The 18,113-nt window shown below is 49.5% G+C and carries 16 protein-coding genes and 1 pseudogene; 5 read left to right on the top strand and 12 right to left on the bottom strand.

All coding sequences use genetic code 11. The features are described 5' to 3' along the window. The first annotated feature begins 233 nt into the window (after positions 1-233). The 4 genes and pseudogenes from V7676_RS15100 to V7676_RS15115 form a co-directional block, all read left to right on the top strand. The gene (locus V7676_RS15100) at positions 234-674 is read left to right on the top strand and encodes a DUF6010 family protein (protein ID WP_335660446.1); all 441 of its coding nucleotides are present in this window, start codon (positions 234-236) and stop codon (positions 672-674) included. A 705-nt stretch (positions 675-1,379) separates the two neighbouring features. Then, entirely contained in the window at positions 1,380-2,375 is a 996-nt protein-coding gene (locus V7676_RS15105; RefSeq protein ID WP_335660447.1) for an AAA family ATPase, read from the top strand. 3 nt (positions 2,376-2,378) lie between these two features. Next, positions 2,379-4,880, top strand: coding sequence for a S8 family peptidase (locus V7676_RS15110; protein ID WP_335660448.1), 2,502 nt, complete (start codon positions 2,379-2,381; stop codon positions 4,878-4,880). Between the two features lie 253 nt (positions 4,881-5,133). Continuing rightward, positions 5,134-5,358: pseudogene (locus V7676_RS15115) on the top strand (integrase core domain-containing protein); the annotation flags it as partial. Between the two features lie 164 nt (positions 5,359-5,522). On the opposite strand, the gene V7676_RS15120 reads toward V7676_RS15115, so the two are convergent. From V7676_RS15120 to V7676_RS15150, 7 genes are all read right to left on the bottom strand, one after another. Beyond that, a complete protein-coding gene (locus tag V7676_RS15120) occupies positions 5,523-6,425 on the bottom strand; it encodes a trypsin-like peptidase domain-containing protein (RefSeq protein WP_335660449.1) in 903 nt (300 codons plus the stop codon). 118 nt (positions 6,426-6,543) lie between these two features. Next, positions 6,544-6,855: a type II toxin-antitoxin system RelE/ParE family toxin gene (locus V7676_RS15125; protein WP_335660450.1), complete on the bottom strand. Its 312-nt coding sequence runs from the start codon at positions 6,853-6,855 to the stop codon at positions 6,544-6,546. Beyond that, positions 6,852-7,112: an antitoxin gene (locus tag V7676_RS15130; protein ID WP_335660451.1), complete on the bottom strand. Its 261-nt coding sequence runs from the start codon at positions 7,110-7,112 to the stop codon at positions 6,852-6,854. Before V7676_RS15130 ends, V7676_RS15125 begins: the two co-directional genes overlap by 4 nt. Positions 7,113-7,291: 179 nt before the next feature. After that, positions 7,292-7,570 (bottom strand): WGR domain-containing protein, encoded by a 279-nt coding sequence (locus V7676_RS15135; protein ID WP_335660452.1) that lies wholly within the window; start codon positions 7,568-7,570, stop codon positions 7,292-7,294. Positions 7,571-8,209: 639 nt separating this feature from the next. Continuing rightward, positions 8,210-8,494: a hypothetical protein gene (locus V7676_RS15140; RefSeq protein ID WP_138104640.1), complete on the bottom strand. Its 285-nt coding sequence runs from the start codon at positions 8,492-8,494 to the stop codon at positions 8,210-8,212. A gap of 234 nt (positions 8,495-8,728) precedes the next feature. Continuing rightward, complete coding sequence (locus V7676_RS15145; protein ID WP_335660453.1) at positions 8,729-9,607, bottom strand: lytic transglycosylase domain-containing protein; 879 nt, start codon at positions 9,605-9,607, stop codon at positions 8,729-8,731. Between the two features lie 28 nt (positions 9,608-9,635). Further along, positions 9,636-10,211 (bottom strand): DUF2726 domain-containing protein, encoded by a 576-nt coding sequence (locus V7676_RS15150; protein ID WP_335660454.1) that lies wholly within the window; start codon positions 10,209-10,211, stop codon positions 9,636-9,638. A gap of 46 nt (positions 10,212-10,257) precedes the next feature. On the opposite strand from V7676_RS15150, the gene V7676_RS15155 reads away from it, so the two are divergent. Next, the gene (locus V7676_RS15155; protein ID WP_335660455.1) at positions 10,258-10,434 is read left to right on the top strand and encodes a hypothetical protein; all 177 of its coding nucleotides are present in this window, start codon (positions 10,258-10,260) and stop codon (positions 10,432-10,434) included. A gap of 14 nt (positions 10,435-10,448) precedes the next feature. Here V7676_RS15155 and V7676_RS15160 read toward each other — a convergent pair whose 3' ends face one another. From V7676_RS15160 to V7676_RS15180, 5 genes are all read right to left on the bottom strand, one after another. After that, the gene (locus V7676_RS15160; RefSeq protein ID WP_335660456.1) at positions 10,449-13,634 is read right to left on the bottom strand and encodes a conjugal transfer protein TraG N-terminal domain-containing protein; all 3,186 of its coding nucleotides are present in this window, start codon (positions 13,632-13,634) and stop codon (positions 10,449-10,451) included. A 15-nt stretch (positions 13,635-13,649) separates the two neighbouring features. Then, a complete protein-coding gene (locus V7676_RS15165; RefSeq protein ID WP_335660457.1) occupies positions 13,650-15,116 on the bottom strand; it encodes a conjugal transfer protein TraH in 1,467 nt (488 codons plus the stop codon). Further along, the gene (locus V7676_RS15170; RefSeq protein WP_335660458.1) at positions 15,116-15,892 is read right to left on the bottom strand and encodes a conjugal transfer protein TraF; all 777 of its coding nucleotides are present in this window, start codon (positions 15,890-15,892) and stop codon (positions 15,116-15,118) included. Before V7676_RS15170 ends, V7676_RS15165 begins: the two co-directional genes overlap by 1 nt. Positions 15,893-15,980: 88 nt before the next feature. Further along, a complete protein-coding gene (locus V7676_RS15175) occupies positions 15,981-16,355 on the bottom strand; it encodes a hypothetical protein (RefSeq protein ID WP_066746126.1) in 375 nt (124 codons plus the stop codon). After that, positions 16,355-18,091, bottom strand: coding sequence for a conjugal transfer protein TraN (locus tag V7676_RS15180; protein WP_335660459.1), 1,737 nt, complete (start codon positions 18,089-18,091; stop codon positions 16,355-16,357). Before V7676_RS15180 ends, V7676_RS15175 begins: the two co-directional genes overlap by 1 nt. Positions 18,092-18,113 lie beyond the last annotated feature (22 nt).

An 18,113-nucleotide genomic window follows, 5' to 3' on the forward strand; every position in this document is an offset into this window, starting at 1 on the left:
TCTGCAGCTATAATCCTTACCAACCAGTTCAACTGGGCTTTGATCATTGCTCTCAATATTGACCGTCAAGCCGATTGAATTTGGTCAGGATTCTGGTTAATCACAAAACATCAACGTCAAAACCGTGGCTATGAAATTTAGCCACTAATCTTTTAAATGATCAGGTTCATTCAATTATTTTTTGCGATTCTTTCGGGGAAATACGGAACCGAAAGCCGCTGAGGCGCTAGAAAATGACACAGCATTCCCCAGTAAGGAATTTCGATGAACCGAAGCGCATTGCCCGCTTTTCTCCCGGGATCGCTCTTTCCGCTATTGTCCTCGGCGTCGCCATTCCAGCGCATCACTTTTTACCAGAAGATCTCAGCCGGCTGACCATAGCAATGATCATTGGGATCATTTCAGGTGCCTACATTGGCTTCGGTGCCAAAGATGGGCGGCCTCATATCTTCGTCTTGGAACTCTGTGTGGCTGCCCTATTTGGTATCATGGCCGTGGCCGGTGTGCTGGGTTCACCTTATTGGTTTGCTGTTGCCCTGTTTGCCCATGGCCTTTGGGATATTGCCCATCACAATGGCCTGTTTGGTGCCGAAATCCCGCGTTGGTATATCCCGTTTTGCGCCGTTATAGACTGGATTGCAGCGCTCATTCTGGCAATTTTGTTCACTATCTAGTTGCAAGCATCGAGGCGATCAGGTCGTAGAGCCACGCTAGGCCAGGCAGCAGCAGGGCCAAAAGCAACACACCAAATTCTATCTTACGCCGCATTATCCATTGCACGCGCAGTCTTTCCCTTTGTGGCAGACCTTGTCGCGCGCGATACAACTGTCGCCGCAAGCTTTCCCCTTTCGGCAAGTCTTGCAACAACCCGCCACACCGATCTGTGCCAAAGCAGCGCCTGACCCGCAGGAATTAAATTCCGTGGGTCCGACGGCGCCAATCAACAATACTAGCGACATTGCGATAGATTTCATTCTGCTCCCCCAAACTCAGAGTGTCTCACAATCATGATACTCTGTCCAATTTGGGGAACGATGAACTTTGATAGTTCCGGCCATCTCCAACGTCACCTTGCTCATCAAGCGTTGGCTGCTAAAAAGGAGAAGAAAGAAAATTAACGTCTAATATTCCGGCGAAAACCCGCTTTAATAACATTGTTACGGCCTTACTATTGAGCGGTTGTCAAAATACGTCACCTGGATAGCCCTAACCAGTTAGGGGCATTTTTTGGTTATGGCGGCGGCTTCATTGATTGGAAGTCTTCTGGTTAGACGGCCAACTAAACCCACAGCAAAATGTAATTCATTAGGTGACATTGAGAATGTCGGGCAATATGGTCATCTAAGGACGATGAAAATGCGGGTTATCAAGGGACTTTCATGACGAACGCCAAGCAAATAGAAAAAATGCTGCGCAGCCATGCTGAGGGTGATGACGAACAATTTTTCTCGATTGCGTTACAAGTGGCGGCAGCGGAAGCTCGACAAGGCAGACGTGATACTGCCAATAGCCTTCGTGCGGCTGTTGACGCAGCAAGAGCAAAAGACGGCGTTAGACCCTCTATTCCGATCGCCTTTGCAAGTCCGCGCGGCGATTTGGAAGGTCTTTTGGATCTCAAACAACCATCTATCACGTTGGCAGACGTGATTTTGCCATCTGCATCATTGGACCGGTTGAACCATTTGATGTTGCAGCAGCGCAAGCGCGATCAACTTCGAGAACATGGAAAACTGCCAAGCAATAGATATTTATTTGTAGGACCACCCGGCTCGGGGAAAACTATGACCGCCGAGGCAGTGGCTGGTGAGCTGAAATTACCTCTCTTTGTGATCCGATTAGACACACTAATCACTCGGTTTATGGGCGAAACAGCTGCCAAGCTTAGGCTTGTATTTGACGAAATTTTACGTCGACGAGCGGTTTATCTATTCGATGAATTTGACGCTGTTGGAGGACATCGCGCAGCTTCAAATGACGTGGCCGAAATGCGCCGAGTTCTGAATAGCTTTCTTCAATTCATGGAAGAAAAAACGGCGACAGATAGCGCAATCATTGCGGCCACAAATCACCCAGAACTTCTCGACAAAGCGCTGCTTCGCCGTTTTGATGAAGTATTGGAGTTTTCTCTTCCAACTCCGGATCAAATTCGGGCGGTAATAAAATATAATCTTCGGCCGATAAAATACCCTCGGATCAAATGGAAGGCTGTAGAAAAAGCGGCTGAAGGCCTGAGCCAAGCGGAAATTGTGAGGGCGGCAAGTGAAGCCGTAAAGACCGCAATACTGGCGCAACGCTCTTCGATCACAACTCAAGATCTGACCGAAAAATTGGAAGATCGGCAATCAATGCGATCCGCGTTTACGACGGCTTCATAATTCGTGGCTGACCATGACCTGCCTCACATTGATATCTCCGCATTGGTTTGGCGAGGTGATTATAAATCACTGGGTAATAATGGCCGTGTAAACCCTCTCCAGCGGATCCGTGCCGATCATGGAAGGCGGATGGCGGAAGAGCTGCGAACAGCCTTCAACCAAGCTGATCAGACACAATCTGCATTGGTTGAAGAAATCCCTGACCTGGAGGGTTCCGGGGGTATATATCTTGAGGTCGAATTGAACCGGTTAACGGGCGCAGAGATAATTGAACGAAAAACGGAAAATACAAGACAAAGTGCTGAAAAGGTTTTGGACGACGGCACACGGACCATTGCTCTTTTCGTTCCCGATGATGCGCGCGATGTACTTGAGAATATTATATCCGATTATACCGAAGGCGAGATTACCTCGAGAAGAGGCACCCCGCCTTTAGCCGGTCGTGTTGAACCCATTGAGCATATTCGCGAGGCACGGCTGAGGACTTTTTGGCGCGATGATCAAGACGCACTACCCACCGAACCGCAGGAACAAATTTGGTGGGCGCTTTGGTGTTTTCCTGACAGTTTGGAAAAGGTTGTCGCCACTGCAGGCACGCTCGGTCTCCAGCTAGGTACAAACGACACGTTTTTGCACTTTCCCGAAATAATTGTCGTCCCCGCTTATGGCCGAGTGAGCTCGATTGAACTTCTGCTATTTGCGACTGGCGGTATTGCTGAACTGCGCAGAGCAACCGACAATCCTTTGGTGTTCACACAAGACCTAAAGGACGATATCCCGGCGTTTATAGATGACTTAGCTGAAAGAGTTACATGGCCCCAAGCCGATGCTCCTGCTGTTTGTCTGCTTGATACCGGTGTGAACAGGGCCCATCCTTTGATTGAACCGGCCCTTTCAATCGATGATTTAATGTCGGTAAACGAGGCATGGGGCGGCGACGATCATGATGGCGGTCCCGGGCATGGAACCGGAATGGCTGGACTATCCCTACACGGCGACTTGGTTGCGCCGCTCGCTGATCAATCTAATCATATTCTCGCCCACAGAGTGGAATCGGTAAAAATATTACCGCCAAATGGGTTTCCTCCAAATGAGCCTCATTCTTACGGGCCAATTACATTGAGCGCTATTGCCAAAGCCGAGATACAAAACCCATTGAGAGACCGTGTTTTCTGTATGGCGGTGACTAATGAAAACCGTTCCGGTGCTGAAAATAGCGCGTGGAGTGCATCAATTGATCAAGCTGCAGCGGGAGCGGAGCTGCAAGATCCCGATAACCTGTCACCCAAACGGTTGATTGTCGTTGCTGCTGGCAACATTCCCGACAATAGCAACGCGGCGGCCATATCTGATCATGACGCGTTCCCGATGCAAGATCCTTCGCAGGCTTGGAACGCTCTTGCGATTGGCGGTTTTACACAAAAAACCGCTATTGCTGAGCAGGGTTACGAAGATTGGACTCCGTCTGCTGCCGTAGGAGAGGCAAGTCCATATAGCCGCAACTCGATATTGTGGAATTCCAGTAAGTCAGCTTTCAAACCCGATCTGGTGTTTGAAACTGGCAATCGCGCAATTAGCCCATCGGGCCAGGAAGCGGTTGCGGGATTGGATTCAATATCACTTCTTACAACGTCTAAAGAGGTGGATACTAACCCACTGACGGGTTTTTGGGCGACAAGCGCGGCGACCGCACAAGCAGCGAGAATGGCGGCGCAAATTAGTGCCGATCATCCAGATTATTGGCCAGAGACCGTTCGCGCGTTGATGGTTCACAGCGCCCGCTGGACCCCGCCGATGCTTGAAGCCATTGATTTAGGTGCAAGCAGGCGGGACAAGGCAGATAGCATACGGAGATTTGGATACGGCGTGCCCAATATAGTTCGCGCATCCGCATCAGCTGCAGATGATCTTGCCTTGGTAGCGCAAAATACGATCCAGCCATTTAGAAAAGATAAGGGTATCAGATTTAACGAGGCGCACATTTACGAGCTCCCATGGCCGCGAGAAGTTTTGGAAGAGCTGGGTAATACGGCGGTTAAGCTCAAAGTTACTTTGTCCTATTTCATCGAACCAAATCCCAGTTTTGCTAGTGTGATTGACCCTGCCCGTTATCAATCATTCGGCCTCCGGTTTGACCTAAAGCGATCGCGTGAATCTTCGGCGGACTTCCATCGCAGAAACAATGCAGCGACGCAGGTTCCTGTCGGTGCAGCCGCGAGCACACCCGATAGCGGATGGCTTTTTGGAAAACAGCAAATATCCGCCGGATCGCTTCATTCCGATATATGGGAAGGGGTTGCCGTGGAATTGGCTGCGCGAAACCAAATATACATACGTCCAATTAATGGATGGTGGCGAGAGAGAAAAGGATTGAAGCGGTTTGACGATAAGGCCCGCTATGCCTTGATTGTGAGCCTTGAAACACCGGACGTGGAGATTGACCTCTACACACCGATTGAAGCAATGGTTTCAACATTAATTCCGGTCGGCGTGGAGATCGGATAGCTCAACAATCAGAGCTATTTATGATTTTTCATTTTAGCTTCTTTCCATTTTTGTACCTTATCAAGCCGCCCTGTTACATACTCAACCAATACCTCAATTGCTTCGAACAGGTTCTCTCGTGAAATTTCCACAACAGGTTCACCGATTATAGATTTGCCATTCTTTAGATATTCAAGTTCCTGCTTGTTTGCGAAAAATGGTAGCGGATGTTTTTTGGTTGTACTCGTGTCATGTTGGAGCAAGAAAGACGAGAGGTTTCCGCCATGCTTATATCAAACGCGGTACGCCTCAACTCAATGGCAAAGTTGAACGATCACATCGATCTGACCAACAAGAGTTTTACCAGCTGCCAAGCTACAAAGGTGACGTCGATCTGGTGGCAAAACTCGATGAATGGGAGCGCTTCTACAACTTCCACAGACCGCATGGCGCCTTCAAAGGAAATACACCTTACGAAGCGCTCAGAGATAAGCTATAATCACTGCCAGCGAATGTCTCGCCAGTCACCCTATGTTACATTGCGGGGTGCCGAGCTTGATTTAGGCATAGCGGATTGCGAGATTTTCGACATAGCCATTCCCTTGGTCTGAAACTCGTGACCGTTATCCGTTCTGATTTCATGAATGCGGATCTTTGGAATGCTCATAACTCGATCCAATCTCCGGTTTTCGGAGAACAGGAAACAACTCGCATTGTCATCTTATGCTCCGAAGCAAATGCCTCTGCTTCATCTCGATCTTGCCCCATGAAACGGACATTATCTTTCTCATCGATCGCGGCAAAAGCCCGATAACGACGCGAAGCAAATGGATCGATTGATCGGAAGGTTCGCTCACTCACATTCCAACCAGCAAAATGTGTGGCAGTAGAATCGGCCTCACCCAACCATCCTCGCGAGATTACGCCAATCACATTGCCAGCGGCGTTCAAAACGGGACCGCCGCTCATTCCGCTAGGCCATTCTGCGGCTACGCGAAAACGGGGCCAAGGCATTGTGGACGCCGGATCAGCCGGAATAACTTCCACTACTTCTCCGGCGCATTCATACAGATACTGCGAAAACGGTCTGTCGTCGCCAGCACCGTCCTTCGCAACGTCTAACCCCGGAAACCCGAATCCTGTGACGATATCGCCTGTCACGGGTGGTTCATCGCGAAGCGCCATTGGCAAACAGGGCATCGGTGAGCGCTCGTGAGATCTGGATATAGTGAGGCAAGCTAGCTCTGTCAGGTTTCTTATTATCGAAGCCTCATGGATTAGCGCCGGTGTTTGATGGCCGCATTCAGCATAGAATCCCGATAATGGACGCCAAGCCTCCTTTGGAAGTGGAGCTCGACCAAGAGCTATTCCCTCAAGCTCTAAAGCCGCCATCCGAACATTATCTTTTAATTGCAGTTGACCATTTTTTGATAAGCTGAGCATATCTTCAATGACATGAAACGCGGTTGCGCAATTGCCCCAGGGGTCAATCCTAAATGTAGTGCCCAAGCCGAACGGGCGACCATCGGGCGCCTCAGGATCAAACTTGAAAATAGGTAAAATCATGGCCCTTTGGCGGGGATCTTGGTTGAGGATCATTCTCTTTTCAATTCGTCGTTTCGCGCCGGCCTCCGAATGAGATCAAAATATCGCTCTCAAAAAGACTTCCAAGCGGAAAGCGATACTACAAACGATCCTTTACATGGTGGAGCATATCCATTGATCCGTGCAATATAGCTAAAATGATGGAGCGATCATCGGGCATAAAGAAGATATAATGCTCTTGGCAGCGCATAACCTCCACTCCCAAGGGCAACTCTTCTATTGTTTTTGAACGGGCTCCGCCGACCCCAATTTTCTCGCAACACTCTACTAAGTTGTCAAAATAGGAATCGGCTTTTTTGATTCCCCAGCGATCAAAACTGTATCGCCACATTTCGGCTAAATCCTCTTCGACCGCTAATGTAAGATCGACATTTTGGCCCTTGAAACTCAAAGGCCGGCACGCTTCTTTGCTTTGTCTCGGATCTCATCAAATGAAAGAGTCGAGAAATCCCCAGAGGCGGCCTGGTCCATCCTCGTTTCCAAAAACGCACAAAGTTTCGCGAACGTTTCTTGTGTGTCAGCTTTAGAGGAAATTTCTGGAAGAGTGCGATCAAGTACATAATCCTTGATGCTAAGACCGCTCAGAGCTGCAACAGCCTTCAGTTTTCGATGTTCGTCGTCGGTTATTTCGATGGAAAGTCTTGCCATTTTTCTCGGGTATCACAAGAATTGTAACAAAACAACATTTATACAAAAACATCAAGATTGTTATTTTAGAACGTAACATTGCCCGTCGTCAAGCAATCCAACCTTGTAGCCTGTTTGCGTCTTTTGGTCATCTGGATTCAGTTCACAAAGTGTGTCCGCTTTCACATTATGTTTCGGCTTTAACGGTTGAAACGGTAGGCCACGCCTATCCTCTTCTTTGCAGTCGAGCGGCGGCGTAGCAAAGCGTTTACAAATTTGCTCGCTGCCTTATTGTCGCCAAAAGATCGTCTTCTCCCCTGCCCCTTGGTGCCTCTGCGGCCCCAATGATAATCAACCACTACCGCGCCGAAAAGGTCAATCGCTGCATATATCTCATATTCGCGCTCTATGTTCCGACTGATATCTATTGCAGCGAGACACATATGTCTGTCAATTGATGCACTATGATGTTGGCTCATTGTGAAGGATTACACCGATGGATACCGGCTGTTCCAACGAATATTTCGAATCAATAATCTGGTGGTGATTCAGTCAATCGATAATTGGGCCTGCGCTGAAAAGATAACCACTAGCATCAAAACGGCGCTGTTTAGCGTTTCCTCTTGGGAGTAAACCGACCAGATTACAGCTGGTTGGTTATTTGATTTTCTGGGTCATCCCCCATCTGCCTAGTTAAAGATTGCGGAGGTATCGATCATTTTCTGATAAGTACCCAAAAGCAAATACCAATGATAAAATTAGTTACTGTATCGCTAACTCGCTGTGTCGGTCCGACCAGTCGTGGACAGATCAACCCGCATGAGAGGTACAGTTGCTAGATAACTGGATTGAGGATAAAGAGTCACATCACTCCAGAATCGGCAAAATAAGCGCAGCAATTACTACCGCCGCGATCATGATCGCCTCCATCTTTAAAAGGTGCTTTTTCAATTTTCCGGTATCATGCGAGCACGGACTGTTCCAGCTTTCCCTCATGATTTATATCGAATTCGGCGCTGCTGCAATCGGCTCGCCCAATGACCGTGCTTCTTTCCCCATGAACGCTATGGTCAGAATATTTTTCTGAGTGCTGCGCAAAATCAAACGTCGCTGCAGGATTATAAGACGGTTTTTTCAGCAACAGTTCGAAGATGCATATCGCCTCGAACTTTCCTATGTGCTTCGCTATATGCTCGATCATATATGGCAAGGGCATCGCGCCAGAAATCTGCCATCTCTGTAGCACCAAAGGAATCCAAAGCATGAATATGAGCTGTAATGAAGTCCGGTGTACCTAGCCCATGCCGCTCAATAAAGCCCAGCATGTTGCGGACAAAGGCGGCTTCCTCCTCCGGGTCCATTGTAGGTTTCTCAAATGAATTGTCACCCGTCTTGTTAGTCACGCTTCTTCCAGTCTCTCCTGACCAACCGGAATGATAAGCGGCGCTTAGTTCCGTGGTTTTGTGTTCATTCTCATTATTTTATTAAAACGCGATGAATCTTTCCATCGGAGTTGCTGACCTCTCTATTGAATCGGCCAGAAATCTTCATTCCCATAACCGGCAAGAATTTGCTACTGATTTGGGTAACAAGATGTAAAAAAATGTCTCGCCGTCAGGATGCTGCCGCAATCTTGCTCAGTTTGAACTACCCTCGTAGGCCATGAAGATCATTTGCGCTTGCCGAAAAGACATCGGCTTCTCGGCTTTGCCTAGCGAAATCGGCGCACCTGACCAGCTTCTTAGAATCTTACGCACATAGTCCTGCGTTTCGGCAATGCGGGGAACCTTCCAGCGGCGCTCGACCCGGCCTGGGCCTGCGTTGTAAGCAGCCAAAGCCAGATCATAACGGCCAAAGCGATCAACCTGCTGTTTCAAATAGCGCGCGCCGCCCCGTAAATTATCAATAGGAGAATGGGGATTAACCCCCAAATCTTTTGCAGTACCAGGCATGAGCTGCGCGAGACCTATGGCCCCAGCGTGCGACCGAGCCCCTGCGTGATATCTGCTCTCTTGCATAATCACAGCATCGAACAGCCCCACCGGCAGACCAGCCTCACAGGCAATCTTGTGAACAAGAGGGTAAAGCTCGCGTCGCCGCTTTTCAGCTACTTTACTAAATCCTACACTGGGTTGATAAACAGGCACCGCGCAATCTGCAGAGCTGGGACGGGCCACGGCAGGCACATAAGGGTTGGAAGAAACTGCATGAATTACAAATGGATTACCCATTGATGCTGCTTTGCTCGAATTGACTTGCGAGAACGATTGCGTCAGAGGAACAGAGGCCGTGTCTGCCGAAGCACCGGTGAACTGTCGGGCCATCATGCGCGTTAGTGCATCAACGTCAATCGACCCCTCAGAATAGTCAGAAGAGATTGATTCAGCTGGCGATGGGTAGCTTGGCGCAGAAACGAAATCAAGTAATACCACGGTCCTTTTCGGCTTTGCCAACGCGCTACTGGACGCCAACAGCGATACGGCAGCTAGTCCTATAAGAATTTTGTTCTGTGCCATCTGGCGTTCCTTCCGTTTTGAAAAATTATCATATGCCGAGAACCGGCTTGAGAGCAGCTGCAACCGATGCTCGGGTTGGGCGCATCTTGGCGGTCAGGCGTATTGTAGGATAACCACCAGCAGCAGTTATTTTATCCCGCTCCCGATCCTTTGCTTCGTTGTGTGTACGATCGTCCAACTCGACGAGAACGATAATCTTCCCGCTAGCCCTGTCCTGAAGAACAAAATCGACAACCTTCTGACCGTACCGACGGTGTGTCCAGAGTCTCTCTTTTGAGGAAAGCCCTTTGGCCGGAGCTATCAATGCGCTCATTGCAACTTGGCAATGCACACGAACCTTTGGAAAAAGCTCTTCGATATAAAGGAGCGTCTGCGCCTCAACGCGAGTAACGAAATTCTTACGGCGCACCAGAAGCCGCCTTTCGAACAAACCTGCGGCATTTGTGCCGCCATCGATTCCTGTCATAACCAAGTTGAACAAAACAATCCCGCCACCAAGGATCAAAATCAATGGCAACATACCAGCAATGCTCGAAAGCGCGCTCATGCCACTATCATCCGCAATGGCCTTGCAGGCTCTTGTGGACCGCCGTGCAAGGCTCATTTGCGTTTCCGTCTAATTTGGTGTAATTTACAGACGGAGAAAAGAAATGAGCCTTCCTATTCAGCAAGATCCAGGCAATCCCGGCAGCGCAAACAGCGTTCACTGGCAGCAAACCCAGAAGGCGGTTGTAAAACGGAGCCCCGCAACGGGCAGTGATTGGACTATCACATGGTTCATTTTGGGTATTTTTGGCGCAGGTATTATTGCGACCATTCTTCAGTAAACATACCGCCATTTTCATTTCCTACGGCCCCTCTTCGGGTCATATTCAGCATGGAGATGATTATTGTCTGGATCATTACGGAACGTCTCAAAAGCAACATCATACTCTGGTCCAAGGCGAGCGCTCACACCGCGTGCCAAGGCACGGCCTTGTGTGATAGTGATATTGTTACCCCTAAAGTCTAGCGCCTTACCGTCAGGATGAAGTGATCCTGGGGTATGAGTACGATCCTGAGCGGAAGTGACGGTTCTCGGCGACAAACCTAACCGTTGTGATTCTTCGGACACTGCTGAAATAGCAGGCGCCATACTAGAGTCTAAAGTGGTGACGTTGGTTCCCGGCTTGATCGACATTCCTTTACTTTGGATATAATTTGTCGCGTTGAAACTAGACGCATTGCCGGGGCCGTCCGACGAATTATCTCGCTCGAATAACGGTCCGAATATTGGCATAGTCTCGCCAAGTGACAAATTTTGAGCATTAGCCGAACCGGTAAACATCGCTTCGCCGCGGCGATGGAGATCCCCGTTGCTAAAGTTTGTGTCGAATTGATGAGCATCCATCCGTTCGTTCGCTCCCTCGATCCTGTCGCCAACAAGACTTGTAAGAGCGGCGTCGCGGGAGTCTGATCTGACGTTAACTGCCGGACCAGAATTCGTCACCACGCCAACTTGACCGCTACCCCACCCTTTAACGTCTCCTGCAGGCTGCGCGATACCAGACGAAGGCATCGGTCCGATCGGACCCAAATCATTACGCATATCCTCGACGAATGAGCTGCGAAAACGCTCCTCCAAAACATTCCTCGTTTGCCGCTGGCGATCGTTCAGATCGACATCGCGCATCCAGGTTTCATAGCCACTGTCGCGCAGACCTTCATTGCGGGCAAGCTCTCCAGCTGCAAAATTTTGCCAATTCTGGCTATAGTCTCGAGAAGTTTGGAACCCGCCCGATTCAATTTCGCTGACCTGCCGCTCGTAACGCTTGCCAACCTCTTCGAGCCTTCCTGCTTCCAGAGAATGCGAACGAGCCTCGGTAAGGCTAGCGTCGCGGCGTTGAGACAGACCCTCCAACTCCGAGCTACCGCTAGTTGAAACAGCGCGAGTGAAATTTTCTCGTGAATGCGTGGCATTGTCACTCGTGGACTCAGCATTGAGAAACGAGAGGCCTTTAGCAATACGTTCGTTAACGCTTCCACCGGACGTTCGATTTCTGCTTTCTTGCGACAATACGCTAGCATTTATGCCAGCATCTAATCCGGGAACAGGAGAACTCACTCCCAAATTACCCGAACCTTGCATGTAGCTAAAGCGTGCTAGATCGTCTGCTGCCTTGCGGTCAAACCCATAATCATTGACCAGAGTATCTGACCAACTGCGCGTAAGATTTTGCGCTTGCGAAATAGCATCCTGAGTTTGCTGACCCAATATCGTTTCGCTACCGCGAGAATTCTGCGCGGTCGTGAACAACTGCGCGCCAATTGTATTGGCGGCAGAAAGAGATTGGGAAGCCATTTCTCGTTGCTGGGTCGCCTGATTTTGGAATTCCCCGACCGTGCTACGCATTTCACCAACATTGGCCTGGGTAAGCGTCGGCTTCCATTCAAAACTCGATATCGCCGGGTTTTGATTAGTAACTGTAGAACCATCAGCGTGTGTCGTTGACATAACGCCATTGGCTTGGCGATGAGCAAATGCAGGAGATCCACTAGCAAAATTAGGTTGGTTATTCCACTGGTTACTCGCCTGCGTATTTATATTCTGGTTCGCAAGGCTGGCATTGCCATAAGCGTAGTTGCCTGTGGTACCTTCGCTTCCAGCAGCTTCGGCCGCATTCTGACTTGGTGCCAGAAAGCTGGTAGCATGTCCCGCGATGGCCATCGCCCCGCGCGCCATACCGGCTGCAAGAAATGGAATACTGGCTATCATGTAACCAGCAAGAGAAGCCGTTTCGTCGTTTACAGCGCCAATACCGGCAAAATTTCCCAGCGTCATCCCTCCGTCTGCAACTGCGTTGCCGGCAGAAAGCCCCCTGCCCATCATGATCATGTGCAAAACAACATATAGCGGTCCCCATGCCGCCAGATAGAAAAACCCGGTCACATAGCCGCGCAAGGTTGAAACGCCTGTCTTAGGCATCAAAAAGAGCGGAAAGAGTACCGGGAACATTGCATAGAAAACAACGGTCAAAACGATATTCAGGATTGGAACCCACTTCATCGCGCCCTGAGCGAGCGCCGAATAAGTGTTGCGGGTCTGGATGTCCGCTCTTGTTGCAGCGAAGCTATCAATAGCAGCCGCGCCGGTCCCGCCAGCCATATCATCACGCGCTTGCATGAAAGCGTTTACCGCGAGACTCTGGCGCATAATATCAAGCGCGTTAGAAGCATTCGACGTGAAGGCCTGATAGGTGACAGGAAGATCCGCAGACAACTTTGCTTGCGCGACCGCGTTAGCCATTCCAGGATAAAGTTGTTTAGCCCAGATAGGAGAGAAGGCATTGAGAAATTGCGTCCATTGCGGCGTCAGAGCCGTGTACGCATCGCGGCAAGTAATCACAGCAGTTGAAGTCGTCCCGTCGCCGTTGCGCGTAACAAAGGTTTGAGCGCGAGCTGGACTACCCGGACCGATATCGGCCCAGAGATTAGCAGATTTTGCAAGGCCATCCATAGACTTGAACCCGAGCATCACGTCGTAGAAAACGCAGCGTTTCATGTGTTCGTTGATGTTCGCTGCAAATTCAGGGTCAGTGATCCGAATCTGGCGGGTCGCCTCCATCAGTTTAGAACCATAGATAATTCCATTGGTGGAATATTGCAGTTCGCTAGGCATTACGAAGACGGTTTCGGCCTCGGTTGTTAAATAATCTCCCACCTGGCTTGTGAAACTGGTGACTGCGCCAAGGCCTAACGGAACATTAGAAACTGTATTGGGGGCCAACCCGGGGTTTACCCTGTCCGTAACCTGAATCGTAACAGTGGGAACCATCAGGCACAGATAAATGAGAGTAGCTTGCAAAAACCAGTTGAACCACGCCCTCCAATCAAGACTGAAGGCAACAATAAGCAGAGTGTAAATGAGCCCCATGACCATGACCACGCGGATCATCGACTTATATCCGCCGCCGCCTGTCCATGCTGAAACAGCGTTTAGTACGTTGACGATATATTCGCCGCCGCCAATGGTGAAAAGCTCCAACATGCCGCTTGCCCTTTCTTAGCGAAGACCCTGAGAATTCAAGCCGCGTGAGAAATTAAGTGCAGCTGACATGCCGGGTGACATCGAGTTCTGAAGTGTTGATTCAAGCGCGATCGTTCGATCAATGACGCGCATAGTAACCTCTACCCGCGCCGAATTTCTCACTTCGCGCTGCGCGAATTTAGTACGCACTCCTTGAACCTGAGCGGCCCATGCCGCCGCACTATCTTGATCGGCCTTCACCAGACCAACTTTTGCCATGTCAAACTTCCCTAAAACATCGTTCAAAATTGCTTGGAGCAGATCGATCGATGTTATTTCCGACACCGCATCGATCTCTCCAGTGCCAACAATATCGGTCCGGGCAGCAGTCTGTACCGCGAGGATTTTATAAAGGGGTAATGATGCCACATTGAGCAACGTCTTTTCAGCATCACCAATCGCTGTATCATTCTTGATTGCTGTCGCCATCGAGAGAATGAGGGCTTTAACCTTAGGACGGATTGCTTGGGAGGCCGGGATATTCATATTTTGCGTAGTAACTTCCAGACATTTATCTGAGTCCACGCATTTCAGGATTTTGACCGTATTGCCGCCTTGCGTTCCATCCAGAAGCGCTTCGACTATGGAATCATCGCCCGGACCGTGCTTATCAATGATAGAACCTTTGGTTGGATCGTCCGATACTTGGGTGACAACCGTACCAACGATCGTCATAACCATTTCCTTAAACTCCTGATCGTAACCAGCAAATTGAGGAGCCTTATTCAGAATATCCCAAGTGAAATTGTGATCCTGCCCCACTAGCTGCATTTCCATTTCAGGATTGGTATTAGCGGCCAAAGTCTCTTTACGTTTGCCGCCATTATTGCAGCCCTGACGGCTTGCGGCCCAATCTGAAAAAATACCGTCATTGCCGACAGCTTCGCAAATTGTACTTTGCGTCGTATCCATGACTGGCCAGAGACCACCAACCAGCCCTTGGGCCGTCTCACAGCTCGAAATATTCATCTGGTTGAGCTGTTGAACCTTCTGGCTCATATCCTTGATAACACCGCTGATCTGAGGCGATATGGCATCGATGGCCAACTGGAAGGCAAAACCAATTGCGTTATTAGCAGTGGCCTTGAGCATGGCCACCAACTCCGCCGTGTTTATGAAACTGAAACTACCAGCAAATAAATCGATGCCACCACAACCAGCACGCGCTCCTGGCAACTGCAGATTAAACGGTTGGACTGACTTTTGAGGAAAACGGGTCCAAACATTACCGCCTGAATAATAGCCAGCAGATTGACCTTGAAAGGCAGATGGGCCGGTAATATTAGCTCGAGCGCCTGCATCATCAAAATAGCTCTGCATTTCGTCGCCAACAGACGCAGACGCCGGCGTTATCACGCTAAGATTCACAACAGCTGTGATCGCGAGAAACCAACGAGACTTATGTAAAATCCGCCGCGATATTGCACATATTTTGGTAGTCATTAGAAATCACTCCCTGGCTTGGTTTTGGTCAAAACAAAGATACGGTCCATAATTTCGTCTGCAGCCATGAGGCCTGTTCCAATCGGAATAGGACGCTTGGTAAGAGTGTCGAAAAGGACAAGAGCAGGAGTTGCGTTGCCGGGAAGGCCCATCCGGGCGCGCTGGCCGCTATCCACAACGTAATTCGGGAATACACGATTAGGACCACCGTCCATTGAAACAGCCACTACAGAGAGACGATTACTATCGCTTACCGACTTGAGAATAGGCGCTTGGATCTCGCACGCAGAACAGGACTGAGCATAAAAATAGTAAACACCATAGCGCTGCGAGAGGCGCGCCATGGCGGCATTTCTGTCAGCCTTCCGGTTATCAATCCATGCCCGTTTACCTATGGTAGAAACAGGGCGTTGAAGCGTATAATCGTCTTGGGGATTTTGCCACAATGCTCGCTGCCACACATCGGCAAATGTAGATGATCGATCAAGCTGCTCGCGCTGAAAACGGATATAAGCAAGAACATTGGCTTCAGTTGGCTCCAAGATCGCCTGAGCCTTCAATTCGTCGAGCTGTTTACCGATCTCTTTGAGCTGCGCGTCAGCTGAAATTTGCGGCGGGGGAGCGGAAGCGGGGCTAGCAGGCTTTGCTTTTGGTTTATCACAGTAAAACCAGCTTCCAAGTTTACGGCGGCAGTAAAGATCACCCTCTCCGCCTTCTTGATCATAAATGCCTTTATCGCGCCCGGTGCTAGTAGATACCGGTGCTGAATCGTCCATAGATGGGCGTTCTTGATATGATGTGTTTTGCGCGATCGCCGGGACCGGCGCAAATGAAACCAAAAGGCTTGCAATTACGCTCAAATATTTAATCTTCATCGGACTGATCCTCCTTCACAATACTGACATCGAGGAGCTTCCCGACATCAAAAAAATAACGATCACGGAACAACAATTGGACAATGCCATGAGCAGCGAATTCAGCCTTTTCTCTAGCTTCCTCACCTACATGAAGACCCCGACCTTCATTCTTGAGCCAATCACGGTGCGACAAACGCCTGAGGGGAGATTTAAGATCATGTTCCGCTAATTTAACGCCAAACCAACGACCAATAGTCTTGGCTAATCGAGCCTGATCAAGACCAGGACGACGTACACAGCAGATGACGACTGCCAGCTCCAAAACCGAAATGTCTGGAACCGGTGTAAAACTATCAAATGTCATCACCGAATTTTGGCTCATTATGGTCCCCCTCTTGAATAATACGCCTCAATTTTTGCCTGAATATCAGTCATTGTTTCTGCCTCGTTTGGCAGTTTCGCAGCATCCATGAATTCCTGATAAACTTCGGTAAAATCCATCACCGACAGATCGAGCGCAGCAAATTCATCGATAGTGAAACCAGAACATTCCGGCTCTTTGGGTGTTCCCCAACTCTTCGATAGCTGCTCCCTGCCCTGCTCTTGCAGCACGCGCGTCAGTTTCGATAAAAAGCAGCAGGACGTTCTTCGCTTGGTTGTGCAAATACCAAGAAATTTTTTCGAGCAGTAAGTGCCGAGCGTATGACAAAGCCCCATGCGTTCACGAACATCGAGTTCCTTCTCCGAAGCATCACACAGGAACAGCGTCAAAAATGGTGTCGCCAAACCGGCAATTGCTGTTGGGCCGCCCGCCAAAGCGGCAAAACCCGCAGCTGTCGGAATCAACCCAGAAACTTTGCCAGCACAACAGTTTACGAGACCAAAAATAGGTTTATGACAGCTCATGGGATTGCCCTCAAACAGCTTGTAATCTACTTCATCAAATTCACGGTTTGCCTGTGCTAAGGCTTCCAGACCGACTACGGCATCCTTGAATTCATCCGAAGCTTCGCGCGTTACCGCCTTACACTCACCACCAATGCAATAGAGATCCCCGCCGCAAATGAATTGCTTCTCTGCAGCCACGGAACCGGGAATAGGGCAGATATAAATCCGTTCTTCGACCTTGCAGGCACCCTGTTGAGGATCATCAAGACATTCTGTTCGCTGATATTGGCACGCAGGATTATTGTCGAGGTCCGTACAGTCATTGCCTTGAGTAATAGCAGTACACTGATAATCCCTCTTCCATTCCCAACATGGCCTAGTCACTGCCGTATTTCCAATCATGCGAGTAACAGGATCGGAATCGACGCAAATTTCACCGCCAATCAATGAACAATCTGAATCAGTTTCAAGCGGTGTACAAAGAGACTCGTTTCGCTCGGTCACTACGGTTTCGACGGTGGCCGTCGAGGTCGCGTAATACCAATGTCCAGTAATAGGCATGATAAAGGTACCGGGTGTTTCAGGTCCTATCGCTACGGTGCATTGATAATGGCGAAGGGTATAATCCCCGCAAAATTTATTTGGATTAAGACCCACGGCCCGGCTGCCTGCACAGCCTCCAATTGTCTCGGGCATTACCTTGCAAGTGCCGTTATTTACGCCAGCGGTAAACTGCCCATATCTCACGAAAGGCGCGCCATACGTATTATCCGGCGCAACCCAATAGTCATAGACAGTCGTAGTTTCAGTCTTAACACTGCCAACCAACGGAATACTGCAACTTCTTACCTCGTCGGTAATTTGCGATCCTGAATTACAAGTCGCTTCAAAATTACCGGGGGATGTCGTGGTAGGAGGAAGCTCGACGCACTGGCCGGTTGATCCGCTCGGATCAACGCCTTGGACGTAGATAGACGGATCCTCATTGATGATTTCTCCGCGTTCGATCGTTTCATCGATCAACGCGTCGGGAACCCGAGGCCGAATAGCATCTCCATCAATTATCAAAACCGATGCTTCATTTGTTCGGGCGGCCGTTATTCTCGCAGCTTCAAGAGCTGAAGGATTATCAAGATACTGCGTTTCCGGAGAATTGGCCCCATTATACCCGGTCAGATTATCAACCGCGGCAGCATCTGTATCTGCCAGATTTGTTGAAGCATCAGCCAAACCCTGAGCAAAGGCTTTGGCA

The sequence above is a fragment of the Parasphingorhabdus sp. genome, assembly GCF_036963805.1.
Taxonomy (GTDB): Bacteria; Pseudomonadota; Alphaproteobacteria; order Sphingomonadales; family Sphingomonadaceae; genus Parasphingorhabdus.

Bases quoted from the DNA above. Each gene is read 5' to 3' on its own strand.
- V7676_RS15100 (WP_335660446.1), top strand. From the start codon at position 234: ATGACACAGCATTCCCCAGTAAGGAATTTCGATGAACCGAAGCGCATT.
- V7676_RS15105 (WP_335660447.1), top strand. From the start codon at position 1,380: ATGACGAACGCCAAGCAAATAGAAAAAATGCTGCGCAGCCATGCTGAG.
- V7676_RS15120 (WP_335660449.1), bottom strand. From the start codon at position 6,425: ATGATTTTACCTATTTTCAAGTTTGATCCTGAGGCGCCCGATGGTCGC.
- V7676_RS15130 (WP_335660451.1), bottom strand. From the start codon at position 7,112: ATGGCAAGACTTTCCATCGAAATAACCGACGACGAACATCGAAAACTG.
- V7676_RS15135 (WP_335660452.1), bottom strand. From the start codon at position 7,570: ATGAGCCAACATCATAGTGCATCAATTGACAGACATATGTGTCTCGCT.
- V7676_RS15145 (WP_335660453.1), bottom strand. From the start codon at position 9,607: ATGGCACAGAACAAAATTCTTATAGGACTAGCTGCCGTATCGCTGTTG.
- V7676_RS15150 (WP_335660454.1), bottom strand. From the start codon at position 10,211: ATGAGCCTTGCACGGCGGTCCACAAGAGCCTGCAAGGCCATTGCGGAT.
- V7676_RS15155 (WP_335660455.1), top strand. From the start codon at position 10,258: ATGAGCCTTCCTATTCAGCAAGATCCAGGCAATCCCGGCAGCGCAAAC.
- V7676_RS15160 (WP_335660456.1), bottom strand. From the start codon at position 13,634: ATGTTGGAGCTTTTCACCATTGGCGGCGGCGAATATATCGTCAACGTA.
- V7676_RS15165 (WP_335660457.1), bottom strand. From the start codon at position 15,116: ATGACTACCAAAATATGTGCAATATCGCGGCGGATTTTACATAAGTCT.
- V7676_RS15170 (WP_335660458.1), bottom strand. From the start codon at position 15,892: ATGGACGATTCAGCACCGGTATCTACTAGCACCGGGCGCGATAAAGGC.
- V7676_RS15175 (WP_066746126.1), bottom strand. From the start codon at position 16,355: ATGAGCCAAAATTCGGTGATGACATTTGATAGTTTTACACCGGTTCCA.